This window comes from Pseudomonas sp. B21-035 (genome assembly GCF_024748945.1).
In the GTDB taxonomy this organism is placed as follows: domain Bacteria; phylum Pseudomonadota; class Gammaproteobacteria; order Pseudomonadales; family Pseudomonadaceae; genus Aquipseudomonas.
Genome location: NZ_CP087179.1, coordinates 1,349,415 through 1,363,907, shown reverse-complemented (window position 1 = coordinate 1,363,907; position 14,493 = coordinate 1,349,415). Strand labels below are relative to the sequence as shown.

General features: G+C 62.1%; 16 protein-coding genes and 1 pseudogene. 8 read left to right on the top strand and 9 right to left on the bottom strand.

Annotation, left to right across the window (positions count from 1 at the left end):
• Positions 1-3: 3 nt before the first annotated feature.
• Positions 4-1,901 (bottom strand): annotated as a pseudogene (locus LOY22_RS06205) (potassium transporter Kup).
• 201 nt (positions 1,902-2,102) lie between these two features.
• Between LOY22_RS06205 and rimO the strand changes: the two are divergent.
• The 5 genes from rimO (at position 2,103) to tsaA (ending at position 6,056) form a co-directional block, all read left to right on the top strand.
• Positions 2,103-3,440, top strand: a complete 1,338-nt coding sequence (rimO, locus tag LOY22_RS06200; RefSeq protein WP_045193555.1) for a 30S ribosomal protein S12 methylthiotransferase RimO — start codon at positions 2,103-2,105, stop codon at positions 3,438-3,440.
• Positions 3,441-3,531: 91 nt separating this feature from the next.
• Positions 3,532-4,002 (top strand): GNAT family N-acetyltransferase, encoded by a 471-nt coding sequence (locus LOY22_RS06195; protein ID WP_093386521.1) that lies wholly within the window; start codon positions 3,532-3,534, stop codon positions 4,000-4,002.
• Positions 4,003-4,131: 129 nt separating this feature from the next.
• Positions 4,132-4,842, top strand: a complete 711-nt coding sequence (locus LOY22_RS06190) for an rRNA pseudouridine synthase (RefSeq protein ID WP_093386526.1) — start codon at positions 4,132-4,134, stop codon at positions 4,840-4,842.
• 49 nt (positions 4,843-4,891) lie between these two features.
• Entirely contained in the window at positions 4,892-5,353 is a 462-nt protein-coding gene (locus LOY22_RS06185; RefSeq protein ID WP_045193558.1) for a DUF1456 family protein, read from the top strand.
• 7 nt (positions 5,354-5,360) lie between these two features.
• On the top strand, positions 5,361-6,056 hold the full coding sequence (tsaA, locus tag LOY22_RS06180; RefSeq protein ID WP_258596849.1) for a tRNA (N6-threonylcarbamoyladenosine(37)-N6)-methyltransferase TrmO: 696 nt from the start codon (positions 5,361-5,363) through the stop codon (positions 6,054-6,056).
• 46 nt (positions 6,057-6,102) lie between these two features.
• Here the strand turns inward: tsaA and fpr are convergent, their stop codons facing one another.
• Positions 6,103-6,882, bottom strand: a complete 780-nt coding sequence (gene fpr / locus LOY22_RS06175; RefSeq protein WP_003222277.1) for a ferredoxin-NADP reductase — start codon at positions 6,880-6,882, stop codon at positions 6,103-6,105.
• Positions 6,883-7,001: 119 nt separating this feature from the next.
• Between fpr and LOY22_RS06170 the strand changes: the two genes are divergently transcribed.
• Positions 7,002-7,928, top strand: coding sequence for a LysR family transcriptional regulator (locus LOY22_RS06170; protein ID WP_045193561.1), 927 nt, complete (start codon positions 7,002-7,004; stop codon positions 7,926-7,928).
• Here the strand turns inward: LOY22_RS06170 and LOY22_RS06165 are convergent.
• From LOY22_RS06165 to LOY22_RS06155, 3 genes are all read right to left on the bottom strand, one after another.
• The gene (locus LOY22_RS06165) at positions 7,925-8,290 is read right to left on the bottom strand and encodes a diacylglycerol kinase (protein WP_038996675.1); all 366 of its coding nucleotides are present in this window, start codon (positions 8,288-8,290) and stop codon (positions 7,925-7,927) included. The genes LOY22_RS06170 and LOY22_RS06165 overlap by 4 nt on opposite strands.
• A 75-nt stretch (positions 8,291-8,365) precedes the next feature.
• A complete protein-coding gene (erdR, locus tag LOY22_RS06160; RefSeq protein WP_093386534.1) occupies positions 8,366-9,016 on the bottom strand; it encodes a response regulator transcription factor ErdR in 651 nt (216 codons plus the stop codon).
• Positions 9,017-9,277: 261 nt separating this feature from the next.
• Positions 9,278-9,988 carry a tRNA-uridine aminocarboxypropyltransferase gene (locus LOY22_RS06155; RefSeq protein WP_258596846.1) on the bottom strand — a complete coding sequence of 237 codons (711 nt, stop codon included), beginning with the start codon at positions 9,986-9,988 and terminating at the stop codon, positions 9,278-9,280.
• A 235-nt stretch (positions 9,989-10,223) separates the two neighbouring features.
• Between LOY22_RS06155 and LOY22_RS06150 the strand changes: the two genes are divergently transcribed.
• Positions 10,224-10,640 carry a quorum-sensing-regulated virulence factor family protein gene (locus tag LOY22_RS06150; RefSeq protein WP_045193564.1) on the top strand — a complete coding sequence of 139 codons (417 nt, stop codon included), beginning with the start codon at positions 10,224-10,226 and terminating at the stop codon, positions 10,638-10,640.
• A 5-nt stretch (positions 10,641-10,645) separates the two neighbouring features.
• Here LOY22_RS06150 and LOY22_RS06145 read toward each other — a convergent pair whose 3' ends face one another.
• Positions 10,646-10,846: a hypothetical protein gene (locus tag LOY22_RS06145; RefSeq protein WP_093386538.1), complete on the bottom strand. Its 201-nt coding sequence runs from the start codon at positions 10,844-10,846 to the stop codon at positions 10,646-10,648.
• Between the two features lie 394 nt (positions 10,847-11,240).
• Here LOY22_RS06145 and LOY22_RS06140 point away from each other — a divergent pair, with 394 nt between their 5' ends.
• Complete coding sequence (locus LOY22_RS06140) at positions 11,241-12,359, top strand: LOG family protein (protein ID WP_045193566.1); 1,119 nt, start codon at positions 11,241-11,243, stop codon at positions 12,357-12,359.
• 4 nt (positions 12,360-12,363) lie between these two features.
• Here LOY22_RS06140 and recX read toward each other — a convergent pair whose 3' ends face one another.
• From recX to LOY22_RS06125, 3 genes are all read right to left on the bottom strand, one after another.
• Positions 12,364-12,831, bottom strand: coding sequence for a recombination regulator RecX (gene recX, locus LOY22_RS06135; protein WP_258596843.1), 468 nt, complete (start codon positions 12,829-12,831; stop codon positions 12,364-12,366).
• 8 nt (positions 12,832-12,839) lie between these two features.
• Positions 12,840-13,907, bottom strand: a complete 1,068-nt coding sequence (gene recA / locus LOY22_RS06130) for a recombinase RecA (RefSeq protein ID WP_093386547.1) — start codon at positions 13,905-13,907, stop codon at positions 12,840-12,842.
• 103 nt (positions 13,908-14,010) lie between these two features.
• Positions 14,011-14,493 (bottom strand): CinA family protein, encoded by a 483-nt coding sequence (locus tag LOY22_RS06125; RefSeq protein WP_045193569.1) that lies wholly within the window; start codon positions 14,491-14,493, stop codon positions 14,011-14,013.

Below are 14,493 nucleotides of genomic sequence, written 5' to 3'. Positions count from 1 at the left end.
TACCTATATCTCTACCTGAGTGCCAAGTTCGATCACCCGGTTCAACGGCAAGTTGAAAAACCTCAGGTTGCCGTTGGCATTCTTCAGCAAAAAGGCAAACAGCAGCCCCCGCCAGCGCGACATGCCCACCAGCCGCGACGGGATCACCGTTTCGCGGCTGAGGAAATAGGTCGTGCGCATCGGGCTGAAATCCAGCCCTTCCAGGTGACAGAGCTTCAATGCCGCCGGCACATCCGGCTCATCCATGAAGCCAAAGTGCAACAGCACCCGGTAGAAACCCTCGCCATACGCCTCGACCTCGAAGCGCTGCTGCGCCGGCACCCGCGGGGTGTCCTCGCTGACCACGGTCAACAGCACCACCTGCGAGTGCAGCACCTGGTTGTGCAGCATGTTATGCAACAACGCGTGAGGCACGGCATCCGCCCGTGCGGTGAGAAACACCGCCGTGCCTTCGACCCGATGCGGCGGCTGCACGCGAATGCTGCTGATGAACAGCGGCAACGGCAGGCTGCCTTCGTCCAGGCGCTCGACCAGAATCTGCTTGCCGCGCTTCCAGGTGGTCATCAAGACAAACAGGACAATCCCCGCCAGCACCGGAAAAGCCCCGCCCTGAACGATTTTCGGCACGTTGGCGGCAAAGAACAGGCCATCGACAAAGAGAAATCCCAGCAAAATCGGCACCGCCAGCAGCGGCGGCCATTTCCACAGCAACAACATCACTGTCGACACCAGCAGCGTGGTCATCAACATGGTGCCAGTCACTGCCACGCCATAGGCCGAGGCCAGCGCCCCGGAAGACTCGAAGCCCAGCACCAGCAGGATCACCCCGACCATCAGCGACCAGTTCACCGCACCTATATAGATCTGCCCCTGTTCGTCACTGGAGGTGTGCTGGATTTGCATGCGCGGGACATAGCCAAGCTGAATGGCCTGGCGGGTCAGGGAGAAGGCCCCGGAAATCACCGCCTGGGAGGCAATCACCGTGGCCAGGGTGGACAAACCGACCAACGGTATCAACGCCCAGTTCGGCGCCAGCAGATAGAACGGGTTGCGCGCTGCCTCCGGGTTTTGCAGCAACAGCGCGCCCTGGCCGAAATAGTTGAGCACCAGCGCCGGCAGCACCAGGGCAAACCAGGCGCGGGCAATGGGTTTGCGGCCAAAATGGCCCATGTCGGCATACAGCGCTTCGGCGCCGGTCAGGGCCAGCACCACGGCGCCAAGAATCGCTACGCCCATGCCCGGGTGAACAATAAAGAAGCGCACCGCCCACACCGGGTTGAAAGCCTTGAGCACCTCCGGGCTCTGGGCGATGCCATGCACGCCCAGAGCGCCGAGCACCACGAACCAGGTGACCATCACCGGACCAAAGAGGATGCCAATGCGCGCCGTGCCATGCTTCTGGATCAGGAACAGCGCCACCAGCACGATCAACGCCACCGGTATCACCCAGTGGTCGATGCCGTCGAAGGCCAGCTCCAGGCCCTCTACCGCCGACAATACCGAAATCGCCGGGGTGATCATGCTGTCGCCGTAGAACAGCGCCGCGCCGATCAGGCCGCAGCCGACCATCAGCGCCTTGAGCTTGGGTACGGCGCCGAGGCGCGCCGGGCCAACGCCGTCAAAGCCATGATGCCGCCCTCGCCCTGGTTGTCGGCGCGCAGGATGAACACCACGTACTTGATCGTCACCACCCAGATCAGCGACCAGAAAATCAGGCCGAGGATGCCCAGTACCCCATCGTGATTGACCGGTACGCCGTAACCGCCCGAAAACACCTCCTTGAGGGTATACAACGGGCTGGTGCCAATATCGCCGTAAACCACTCCGACCGCTGCCACCAGCAGGCTCAACGGCTTTGCCACCGAATGCCCGGAATCGGCCTGACTACTTGCCTGAACCATCCATCACTCCCGCCACCAGGCCCCTTGCACCAGACACAGGCACACTGCCGCGAAGCATAGCTGAGCGTTCGTCGTATTTCTGCTGGTCAAGTGACTTTGCGCTCGCTAGAATTGCGCACTTTTTGATCAGAGGCGCCCAAAGCGCCCATCAGGTTTGCCCGCCGGCCCGGCCAGGCAAGCCCTTCAATACCGAGGTTAGCCATGTCCACCACTCCTACGCCCACCACGCCCAAGGTCGGCTTCGTTTCCCTGGGTTGCCCCAAGGCCCTGGTCGATTCCGAGCGCATCCTGACCCAGCTGCGCATGGAAGGTTATGAAGTCGTGCCCACCTACGAGGACGCCGACGTAGTGGTGGTCAACACCTGCGGCTTCATCGACAGCGCCAAGGCCGAGTCCCTGGAAGTGATTGGCGAAGCCATCAAGGAAAACGGCAAGGTCATCGTCACCGGCTGCATGGGTGTCGAGGAAGGCAGCATCCGTGACGTGCACCCCAGCGTGCTCTCGGTAACCGGCCCGCAGCAGTACGAGCAGGTGGTCAATGCCGTGCACGAAGTCGTGCCGCCGCGCCAGGACCATAACCCGCTGATCGACCTGGTGCCGCCACAGGGCGTCAAGCTGACCCCGCGCCACTACGCCTACCTGAAGATTTCCGAAGGCTGCAACCACAGCTGCAGCTTCTGCATCATCCCGTCGATGCGCGGCAAGCTGGTCAGCCGCCCGGTCGGCGAAGTGCTGAGCGAGGCCGAGCGCCTGGTCAAGGCCGGGGTCAAGGAAATCCTGGTGATCTCCCAGGACACCAGCGCCTACGGCGTCGACGTCAAGTACAAGACTGACTTCTGGAACGGCCGCCCGGTCAAGACGCGCATGCTCGAGCTGTGCGAAGCGCTGAGCAGCCTCGGCGCCTGGGTGCGCCTGCACTATGTGTACCCGTACCCGAACGTCGACGACGTGATCCCGCTGATGGCGGCCGGCAAGATCCTGCCGTACCTGGACATCCCGTTCCAGCACGCCAGCCCGAAAGTGCTCAAGTCGATGAAACGCCCGGCGTTCGAAGACCGCACCCTGGCGCGCATCAAGAACTGGCGCGAGCAGTGCCCGCAACTGGTGATCCGTTCGACCTTCATCGTCGGCTTCCCAGGTGAAACCGAAGAAGACTTCCAGTACCTGCTCGACTGGCTGACCGAAGCCCAGCTCGATCGCGTCGGCTGCTTCCAGTATTCGCCGGTCGAAGGCGCCCCGGCCAACGACCTGGGCCTGGACGAAGTGCCGGACGACATCAAGCAGGAGCGCTGGGATCGCTTCATGGCCCACCAGCAGGCGATCAGCACCGCCCGCCTGCAACTGCGCATCGGCAAGGAAATCGACGTGCTGATCGATGAAGTCGAAGACGAAGGCTCGGTCGGCCGCAGCTTCTTCGATGCTCCGGAAATCGACGGCAACGTGTTCATCGATGGCAACCACGGCTTCAAGCCGGGCGACACCGTTCGCTGCCGGGTGACCGACGCCGACGAGTACGATATGTGGGCCGAACCGATCTGATCCGGCGCCAATAAAAAAATGCCCTGCCAGCGATGGCGGGGCTTTTTTTTGCAACTATCGTTTCCTCAATCGCCACGAGGAGACCATCGTAATGCGCAGGCACATGACCGTGCAGACACCCAGCCTGCGCGACTACCCGGAGCTGGCGCGGGTGTGGGAAACGTCCGTGCGCGCCACCCACGACTTTCTCCCCGACAGCTACATCTGCCTGCTGCGTGAGCTGCTACTGAGCCAGTACCTGGACGCGGTAATGCTGATTTGCTGCAAGGACGCCAGCCAGCGCATCCGCGGCTTTGCCGGGGTCGCTGGCGGACGGGTGGAGATGCTCTTCATCGACCCCGAGGCGCGCGGCCAGGGCCTGGGCGCAAGGCTGCTGCGGGTGGCCATCGACGAGCTGCACGCCGAGCAACTGGACGTCAACGAACAGAATGCCCAGGCCCTGGGCTTCTACCTGCGCCAGGGCTTTGAAGTGGTCGGCCGCTCAGAAACGGACGGCATGGGCCAGCCCTACCCCCTACTTCACATGAGGCTAATTCGTACGCAGTCTGTCCGCACCGACTGAAGGCTTGTGTAATCCCCTCTGAAATGCCGCGAAAGCGCAGATTAATGGCCGGATCGACGAATGTTACCGGCCCCAAGCCCGTCCAGGCAGTTACAATAGGCACCTTTCCCTGTGTCTACGGCTGTCGTCATGTCTGAACCCATTCGCCTTTCCAAACGCCTTATCGAACTGGTCGGTTGCTCCCGGCGCGAGGCCGAGCTGTACATCGAGGGCGGCTGGGTCACGGTGAACGGCACCGTGATCGACGAGCCGCAATTCAAAGTCACCGATCACAAGGTCGAACTGCGCCAGGGCGCCAAGGCCGAAGCCCTGGAGCCGGTCACCCTGCTGCTCAACCAGCCCGCCGGGCTCGACGTCGATGCCGCCTGCGCCAGCATCAGCGCCGACAGCCTCTCGCCGGAGCACAGCTACAGCCGTCGCCCGCTCAAGGGCCACTTCGCCCGCCTGAGCTGCGCCGCGCCGCTGCAAGAAGGCGCCAGCGGCCTGCAAGTGTTCACCCAGGACTGGCGCGTGACCCGCAAGCTCGATGCCGACCTGACCAAGCTCGAGCAGGAATACATCGTCGAAGTCACTGGCGAAATGATCGCCCACGGCCTGGAGCGGCTGAACCGCGGCTTCACCTGGAAAGGCAACGAGCTGCCGAAGATCAAGGCCAGCTGGCAGAACGAGACGCGCCTGCGCATGGTCCTGAAAAACCCGCCTGCCGGGCTCATCGACCTGCTCTGCCGCAGCGTCGGCGTCACCCCGGTGAGCATGCGCCGCATCCGCCTCGGTGGCGTCGCCATGAGCAAGCTGCCGCTGGGCCAGTGGCGCTACCTGGCAGCCAGCGAAAAATTCTAAGCAACACGGCGCCGCCACCCAGGCGGCGCCCCTGAACAGGATTGTCCCCATGATTCACAACGATGTACTGCGCAGCCTGCGCTACCTGCTGGACGTCAACGACGCCAAGCTCACCGATATCATCAAGCTGAGCGGCTTCGAAGTATCCACCGCCGATATCGCTACCTACCTCAAGAAGGAAGAAGAGGAAGGCTTTGTGCGCTGCCCCGATGAAGTCATCGCCCATTTCCTCGATGGCCTGGTGATCTTCAAGCGCGGCAAGGACGACAGCCGTGCGCCGCTGCCGGTCGAACTGCCGGTGACCAACAACATCGTCATGAAGAAGCTGCGCGTGGCCTTCGAGCTTAAAGAGGACGACCTGCACGCGATTCTCAAGGCCGCCGACTTCCCGGTGTCCAAGCCAGAGCTCAGCGCCCTGTTCCGCAAGGTCGGGCACAACAACTACCGCCCGTGCGGCGACCAGTTGCTGCGCAACTTCCTCAAGGGCCTGACCCTGCGGGTTCGTGGCTGAGCCGACGATGAACTACAGCGTTGCTCCCATCGGCCACGTGCGCTCCTGCTTCAAGGAAAAGTTCGCCATTCCGCGTCAGCCGCAACTGGCGCCGGCCGCCCGTGGCGTGCTGGAGCTGCTGCCACCCTACGACAACGGCGAGGCCGTTGCCGGCCTTGAGCAGGTCAGCCATGTCTGGCTGCTGTTCCTGTTCCACCAGGCGCTGGAAGACAAACCGCGGCTGAAGGTGCGCCCGCCTCGGCTGGGGGGCAACAAGTCCATGGGGGTGTTTGCCACCCGTGCCACCCACCGGCCCAATGGCATCGGTCAGTCGGTGGTCAGACTGGAGAAGGTCGAAGCCGGCCGCTTGTGGCTGTCGGGCATCGACCTGCTTGATGGCACCCCGGTATTGGATATCAAGCCTTACGTGCCCTACGCCGATGCCGTGGCCGACGCGACCAACCAGATGGCTGACGCGCCACCTGCGCCGATTGCCGTGAGCTGGAGCGATACTGCCCTGCCCCAGGCCCGCGAGCACGCCTTGCGCCTGGCCGAGCCGCTGGTGGAGCTGATCGAACAATGCCTGGCCCAGGACCCGCGCCCGGCCTACCAGGTACCGCCGCCCGAGCGCGTGTACGGGGTTAGGTTCTGGGATGTGCAGGTGCGCTGGCACTACCCGCAACCGGATCAGATCCGGCTGCTGGAAGTGGTGCTGGATCTATAGACACAAAAAAAGCAGGCCGAAGCCTGCTTTTTTTGTATTCAATGTCTTACTTCTCGACGAATGCACGCTCGATCAGGTAATCACCCGGCTCACGCATACGCGCCGAGATCTTCAGGCCGAAGCTGTCGAGCACTTCGCTGGTCTCGTCGAGCATGCTCGGGCTACCGCAGATCATCGCGCGGTCGTCCTGCGGGTTGATCGGCGGCAGGCCGATGTCGCTGAACAGCTTGCCGCTGCGCATCAGGTCGGTCAGGCGGCCCTGGTTCTCGAACGGCTCGCGGGTCACGGTCGGGTAGTAGATCAGCTTGTCACGCAGCGCTTCACCGAAGAACTCGTTCTGCGGCAGGTGCTCGGTGATGAATTCGCGGTAGGCGACTTCGTTGACGTAGCGCACGCCGTGGACCAGGATGACTTTTTCGAAGCGCTCGTAGGTTTCCGGGTCCTGGATGACGCTCATGAACGGCGCCAGGCCAGTGCCGGTGCTGAGCAGGTACAGGTGCTTGCCCGGGTTCAGGTCGTCGAGTACCAGGGTGCCGGTAGGCTTCTTGCTGATGATGATTTCATCGCCTTCCTTCAGGTGCTGCAACTGGGAGGTCAGCGGGCCGTCCGGCACCTTGATGCTGAAGAACTCCAGATGCTCTTCCCAGTTCGGGCTGGCAATCGAATAGGCGCGCATGAGCGGGCGGCCGTTTGGCTGTTGCAGGCCGATCATCACGAACTGACCGTTCTCGAAGCGCAGGCCCGGATCGCGGGTGCACTTGAAGCTGAACAGGGTGTCGTTCCAGTGGTGAACACTGAGGACACGTTCGTGGTTCATGTTGCTCATGTACGGGCTCCTGAAGAAAAACGCGGCGCTAAGCGAGAGCGCGATTGCGCAATAGTTTAGTGCCAGCGACAATATCTGTTAAATGAATTATCAAGATATGTCTTATCGGTTATATAGATATGCGATTTACCCTTCGTCAGCTCCAGGTGTTCGTTGCCGTGGCCCAGTACCAAAGCGTCTCGCGGGCCGCCGGAATACTGGCGTTATCGCAATCGGCCGCCAGTACATCGATCACCGAACTTGAGCGCCAGTCCAGCTGCCAGCTGTTCGACCGCGCCGGTAAACGCCTGAGCCTCAACGCCCTGGGCCATCAACTGCTGCCCCAGGCGGTGGCCCTGCTCGACCAGGCCAAGGAAATCGAGGACCTGCTCAACGGCAAGTCCGGTTTCGGCTCGCTGGCGGTGGGCGCGACCCTGACCATCGGCAACTACCTGGCCACCCTGCTGATCGGCAGCTTCATGCAGATCCACCCGGAGAGCCAGGTGAAGCTGCATGTACAGAACACTGCGCATATCGTGCAACAGGTTGCCCATTACGAAATTGATCTGGGTCTAATTGAAGGCGACTGCAACCACCCGGACCTGGAAGTGCAGCCGTGGGTCGAGGACGAGCTGGTGGTGTTCTGCGCGCCGCAGCACCCCTTGGCCAAACGCGGCCAGGCGAGCATGGAAGAACTCACCCATGAGGCCTGGATCCTGCGTGAACAGGGCTCGGGCACCCGCCTGACCTTCGATCAGGCCATGCGTCACCACCGCTCCAGCCTCAACATACGCCTGGAGCTGGAACACACCGAGGCGATCAAGCGCGCGGTCGAGTCGGGCCTGGGCATTGGTTGCATCTCGCGCCTGGCCCTGCGCGACGCATTTCGCCGCGGCAGCCTGGTGCCGGTGGAAACCCCCGAACTGGACCTGGCCCGGCAGTTCTTCTTCATCTGGCACAAGCAGAAGTACCAGACCTCCGCCATGCGCGAGTTTCTCGAACTGTGCCGCAGCTTTACCGCAGGCGTCAGCCGCAGCGACGAGATCGTCCTGCCGACCATCGCTTAAAGCAGGATCACCGCCCAGGTCAGGCCAACCATGCTCAAGGCCACGAACTGGGCGGCACTGCCCATGTCCTTGGCGTTCTTCGACAACGGGTGGCGATCGAGGGAAATGCGGTCGATCGCCGCCTCCACCGCCGAATTGAGCAATTCGACGATCAGCCCCAGCAAGCACACGGCGATCAGGATCGCCCGCTCGGCACGGCTGACATCCAGCCAGAAGGCCACCGGAATCAACACAACGTTGAGCAGCACCAGCTGACGGAACGCTGCCTCACCGGTGAACGCAGCACGCAGGCCATCGAACGAATAGCCGGCGGCGTTGAAAATACGTTTAAGGCCGGTCTGGCCCTTGAAAGGCGACGACATAGAAGGTCACTTCATCCACTGAAAACGCTGCAGCCTAGTGTAGGTACAGTCAAAAAAGCGTGAAGGCCAATGGCCTTAAGTGGCCGAAACCGATTCCAGTTGTTGCAGCAACAAAGCGGCCTGGGTCCGGGTCCGCACGCCCAGCTTACGGAAAATCGCCGTCACATGGGCCTTGATGGTCGCTTCCGACACGCTCAGTTCGTAGGCAATCTGCTTGTTCAGCAGCCCTTCGCAGACCATGGTCAAAACCCGGAACTGTTGCGGCGTCAGGCTGGCAAGCCCTTCACTGGCGGCCTTGGCCTCAGCGGACACATCGACTTTTTCGAACGCCTGCGGCGGCCACCAGACCTCGCCATCGAGAACCTTCTGCACTGCGTCCTGAATCACTTCCAGCGGGCTTGATTTGGGAATGAAGCCACTGGCGCCGAATTCGCGGGACTTGACCACGACCGCGGCTTCTTCCTGAGCCGAGACCATCACCACCGGAATCTGCGGGTACTGCCCGCGCAGCAACACCAGCCCGGAGAAGCCGTAGGCGCCCGGCATGTTCAGGTCCAGCAGCACCAGGTCCCAGTCGGCTTTTTCGGTCAGGCGGGTTTCCAGTTCGGCGATGCTTGCCACCTCGACCAGGCGTACATCCGGGCCCAGGCCCAGGGTAACGGCCTGGCGCAGTGCGCTGCGAAATAGCGGGTGGTCATCGGCAATCAGGATTTCGTATGTGGCCATCGATCTAATGATCCTGTTCTGTGCAGGCGCAGGAAAGGAAGAATAGGCGCCTGGCGGGCAACTCGAGGCGACGGCAACGCCGTCTGCCCAAACGGCACATCGAGGCCAGGAAAAACAGCGTTTCAAGCCATCGTCGTGCTCGAATCGGCGCCAAGGATGCCGAGCCAGGACCGGGTGGTCAAGCTCAATACCCGCCCTGCTCGCCCACCCTGGCCACCAATCTGCCCATTATGCCGCAAAGTGCCGCGCCTGCCCCTTGTACTATAGGAAGGTATGCAAACGCTGGTGCACGGTGTCCTGGTCATCCAGTGGCAGTTGATGCTTGGCACTCAGGTAATGGGTGGTGAACACGTCCAGGTAGGCATCCAGCGCCTCGGCCGCACGTTGATCACCGGCCAGCTCCAGGCACATGGCGGCCACTTCGGCGGTGCAGAAGTGATCGTCGCGCTTGGAGCGACGCAGGCGGTAGCGCGAAATCTGCTCGGGCTGCAGGCTCAGGACCGGGAAGCGGTTCAAGTACGGGCTTTTGCGAAACATCTTGCGCGCTTCGGTCCAGGTGGCGTCCAGCAGGATGAACAGCGGGCGCTTGCCCGGTACCCGCTGCACCTCGTTGACCACCCGCCCTGGCTCGACGAACTCGCCAGGGAAAACAATGTACGGCTGCCAGTGCGGCTGCTCGAGCAAGGCCAGCAAAGTCTCGTCGACCACCGTACGCTGCCAGCCAAAGGCGGAGGTGTCGGCGATCAGGTCGGCGATCAGCCAGCCGGTGTTGGTCGGCTTGAGTGGCTCGGTGTCATGCATCAGCAGGCAGATGCCCGAATCAGCCGGTACTTGCGGGCGCCAGGCGCACAGGCAATAACTGGGGATCACCCGGCACTGCGGGCAGCGCGGCGCCCGCGAACCACGGGCAACGAAGGGTTTGACACTGCGCGCCAGGCGCTCGGCGCGCAGGCGCGATACGGCATGGCTCATGACTGGGCACAACGTGGGCAATAAAGGGATGGCACTGCACGGACTCGGCAAGACGGAAATCCCGGGCAGTTTATCAGAGCCTGCCTACGGGTAGACTGGATTTGCCGTGCAGCTAAAGCAGCGACTCCTTATAATCTTCCACCTGTCGCTACCCGCTGGCCTTGCCGTTGCGCCGTGACGGAACACCGTGCGCCGTTGTTGGTCCAATTGCCAGTTACCGAACCAGGAGAGATTCATGCTGCGTTTCATCGTCCCGTCCCTGAGCCTGTTGCTCGCCCTGCCCCTGGCGGCCAATGCCGCGTCCAAGCAGGAGTACGAGCTGAGCCGGATGCTGCAAAAAGTTGCCACGCAAAGCAGCGTCGGCACGCCGCGGGCGATCAACGAAGACATCCTCGACCAGGGCTACACCGTCGAAGGCAAGCAACTGATCAACCACCTGAGCGTGCTGCCAAGCCATGCGCAAAAGATGCAGGCCGACCCCAACCGGGTACGCAGCCAACTGGGTGACAGCGTGTGCAAGAACACCGGTTATCGCCTGCTGATGGAAAAAGGCGCGGTGCTGACCTATCGCTTCACCGAGTACAAGACCAACCGCCCGGTCAGCGAACAGGCCTTCAACGCCGCCAGCTGCGGCCTGAAGCTCAAGAAGTAACGGCCTTAGGCAACCCGCTCCCTGTCGCGCCGCTGTTTTTCATCGGCGCGCAGTTCGGCCACCAGGGCCTGGATGTACCGCGAGTGCCGCTCCCCTCCCCCCAGCCGTCGCAGGCACTCCTGTTCAAGGCTCAGGTTGTTGGCCTGCGCCGCGCTCTGAAGCAACTGGAATAGCTGCTCGTCGAGCTCAAGGTTAAGCCGTTGCATGCTGCAGCCTCCCTGCATCGCGCTGACTCGCTCTGAGCTTCAGTTAACCAGACCCTCACAATGATTGGATCCCAGCTGACGAGCGGTTCCACTGCGGCGCGATACTGCGCGGATCATTCGGCATAAACACGCGCCAGGGTCTAGATTGATAGCAACCACCCTGTAATTTTTGGGCAAGCAAAGGGGGTTGCCCATGGATGCCTTGCGCTGCACCCGAAGCCATGAAGAACAATAAGTTGTATGGACCCATTACCACTGCACTGAGACCTTGCAGGTCTACTGCAATGCTCGGGGGTCACACTCGAGCCACGGCAGCCAGCGACACATGCAGTGTCGCGGCCGGGCAGCCCATTGCCGCCCGGTCAGAGGTTTTGCTGCAGAAGGAGACGCTTGAATGCCTTACCAACCGAATGAACTGCTATCGAGTCACTTCAGCAACAATGGAATCGACCTGAGCAAGATCGAAGAACAACTGAACCTGGTTGCGCCCAACAGCCCCAACCTGCCGCTGTACCGCGACATGATGCTGACCGTCCTGCGCATGGCCCATGACGACCGCAACCGCTGGAACGCCAAGATTACCCTGCAGGCCCTGCGCGAACTCGATCACGCCTTTCGTACCCTCGAACAGTACAAAGGCCGACGCAAGGTTACGGTGTTTGGCTCGGCCCGCACGCCGATCGAACACCCGATGTATGCCCTGGCCCGGGAACTGGGGGCGACTCTGGCCCGTTCCGACCTGATGGTCATCACCGGCGCCGGTGGCGGGATCATGGCTGCCGCCCATGAAGGCGCCGGGGTGGAACACAGCCTGGGCTTCAACATCACTCTGCCGTTCGAGCAACACGCAAACCCCACGGTGGACGGCACCGACAAGTTGCTGCCGTTCCACTTCTTCTTCATTCGCAAGCTGTTCTTCGTCAAGGAAGCCGATGCCCTGGTGCTGTGCCCGGGCGGCTTCGGCACCCTGGATGAAGCACTGGAAGTACTGACCCTGATCCAGACCGGCAAAAGCCCGCTGGTGCCAGTGGTGCTACTGGACTCGCCCGGCGGCAGCTTCTGGCAGGAGGCGCTGAACTTTATTACTCGCCAACTGGAAGAGAACCGCTACATCCTGCCCAGCGACATGAAACTGCTGCGCCTGGTGTACAGCGCCGACGAGGCAGTGGAAGAAATCAACCAGTTCTATAGCAACTACCACTCCAGCCGCTGGCTGAAGAACCAGTTTGTGATTCGCATGCAGCATCCGCTTAGTGAAGCCGCGCTGTTTGACTTGCAGGAGGGATTTGCGGACTTGCGCCTGAGCGGCAATTTCCATCAACACGCCTATGGCGGCGAACAGCATGACGAGGCGCGCTTCAGTCATTTGACCCGCCTGGCCTTCGCCTTCAACGGGCGCGATCAGGGGCGCCTGCGCGAGTTGGTCGACTTCATCAACCTGTCGGAGAACTGGGCCAAGCCAGAGCCCATGCACACTACCCAGCGGGCACGGGAAGCATTGAAAGTCACCTGAGCCGTCAGTCGTCCAGCCCTCGGCCGCTCAACAGGCGGCCGACCGATTCCATGGAAAAACCACGGTAAACCAGAAAACGGGTTTGCTGGGCGCGGCTGCGCGGATCGACAGGCAAATGACCGGCAAACTTGCGCTGCCAGACATCCTGCAACAGCGCCGACCAGTCCACCCCGCATTCACGCAGTGCCTGGTCGATGTCACCGCGGTGCAGCCCGCGCTGGCCCAGCTCCTCACGAATACGCGCAGGGCCGTAGCCCGAGCGTGAACGGTAGCTAATGAAACTTTCCAGGTAACGGGCTTCGCTGAGCAGGCCTTCTTCCGTCAAACGGTCGAGTTCCTGGTCAATCAATTCGGCAGGGGCGCCGCGCTGACGCAACTTGCGCGTCAGCTCGACTCGACCGTGCTCGCGACGTGCGAGCAGGTCCATGGCTGTCCGCCTTACGGCGACGGGGGTATCGAGTACGGCGGACATGGGGACGATCAGTAGCCGGCTTCAGCTTCGGTTTCGTCTTCAGGCTCGGCGTTAACCGCTGCAGCCTTGCCAGCCGCTTCAACGGCGCCGGCATTGAGCAGCTTGTCGCGGATCTGCTTCTCGAGCGTCGCGGCGATTTCCGGGTTCTCCTGGAGGAACTTGGCTGAGTTGGCCTTGCCCTGACCGATCTTGCTGCCCTGGTAGCTGTACCAGGCACCGGATTTTTCCAGGAAGCCGTGCAGCACGCCGAGGTCAATGATCTCGCCGTTGCGGTAGATGCCCTTGCCGTAGAGGATCTGGAATTCAGCCTGACGGAATGGCGGCGCCACCTTGTTCTTGACGATTTTGACCCGGGTTTCGCTACCAACGACTTCGTCGCCTTCCTTCACCGCGCCGGTACGGCGGATGTCGAGACGGACCGAAGCGTAGAACTTCAGCGCGTTACCACCGGTGGTGGTTTCCGGGCTGCCGAACATCACGCCGATCTTCATGCGGATCTGGTTGATGAAGATCACCAGGCAGTTGGCGTTCTTGATGTTACCGGTGATTTTACGCAGCGCCTGGGACATCAGGCGAGCCTGCAGGCCCACGTGCATGTCACCCATTTCGCCTTCGATCTCGGCCTTGGGTACCAGCGCCGCCACGGAGTCGACGATGATCACGTCAACGGCGTTGGAGCGCACCAGCATGTCGGTGATTTCCAGGGCCTGTTCACCGGTATCCGGCTGCGAGACCAGCAGGTCGTCGACATTGACGCCCAGCTTGCCGGCGTATTCCGGGTCCAGGGCGTGCTCGGCGTCGACGAAGGCACAGGTAGCGCCGGCTTTCTGTGCCTGGGCAATCACCGACAGGGTCAGGGTGGTTTTACCCGACGACTCAGGGCCGTAGATTTCGACGATACGACCTTTTGGCAGACCGCCAATGCCCAGGGCAATGTCCAGGCCCAGGGAGCCGGTGGAAATGGCCGGAATCGCCTGGCGCTCGTGGTCGCCCATGCGCATGACCGCGCCTTTACCGAATTGACGCTCGATTTGCCCCAGGGCCGCAGCCAAGGCGCGCTTCTTGTTGTCGTCCATTGAAGTCCTCACGTAATCGATAGGGCCTGACGGCCAGAACACCTGTATAAGTAGCCAGTATTATTCCACAGGGTTTTGTTCCCGCCTACCCCCGATGTGCGATTTACTCTGCACCAAGGTGTAACAAGCCCTCTAGCGCGGCGATTACCGTTTGTCGGCGCACCGCATCGCGGTCGCCATCGAAGTGCCGGCGCTCGCTGCTGACATGGCTGCCATCGGCCCAGGCCAGCCATACGGTACCCACCGGTTTTGCCGGCGAGCCACCGTCGGGCCCGGCCACGCCGCTGACCGCCACGGCAAACCGCGCGCCGCTGGCCGCCTGGGCGCCACGGACCATGGCCTCGACCACTTCCTGGCTGACCGCCCCGACTTGCGCGAACAACCCCTCGGGCACCGCCAGCTGGCGGCTCTTCTGGCTGTTGGAGTAGGTCACGTACCCGGCCTCGAACCAGGCCGAGCTGCCGGGAATGCGCGTTATGGCCTCGGCGATGCCGCCGCCGGTGCAAGACTCTGCAGTGCTCACCTGGGCGTTGAAACGGCGCAAGTGCTCGCCCAGGCGGGCGGACAGTGCTGTGATCGGGTCCAT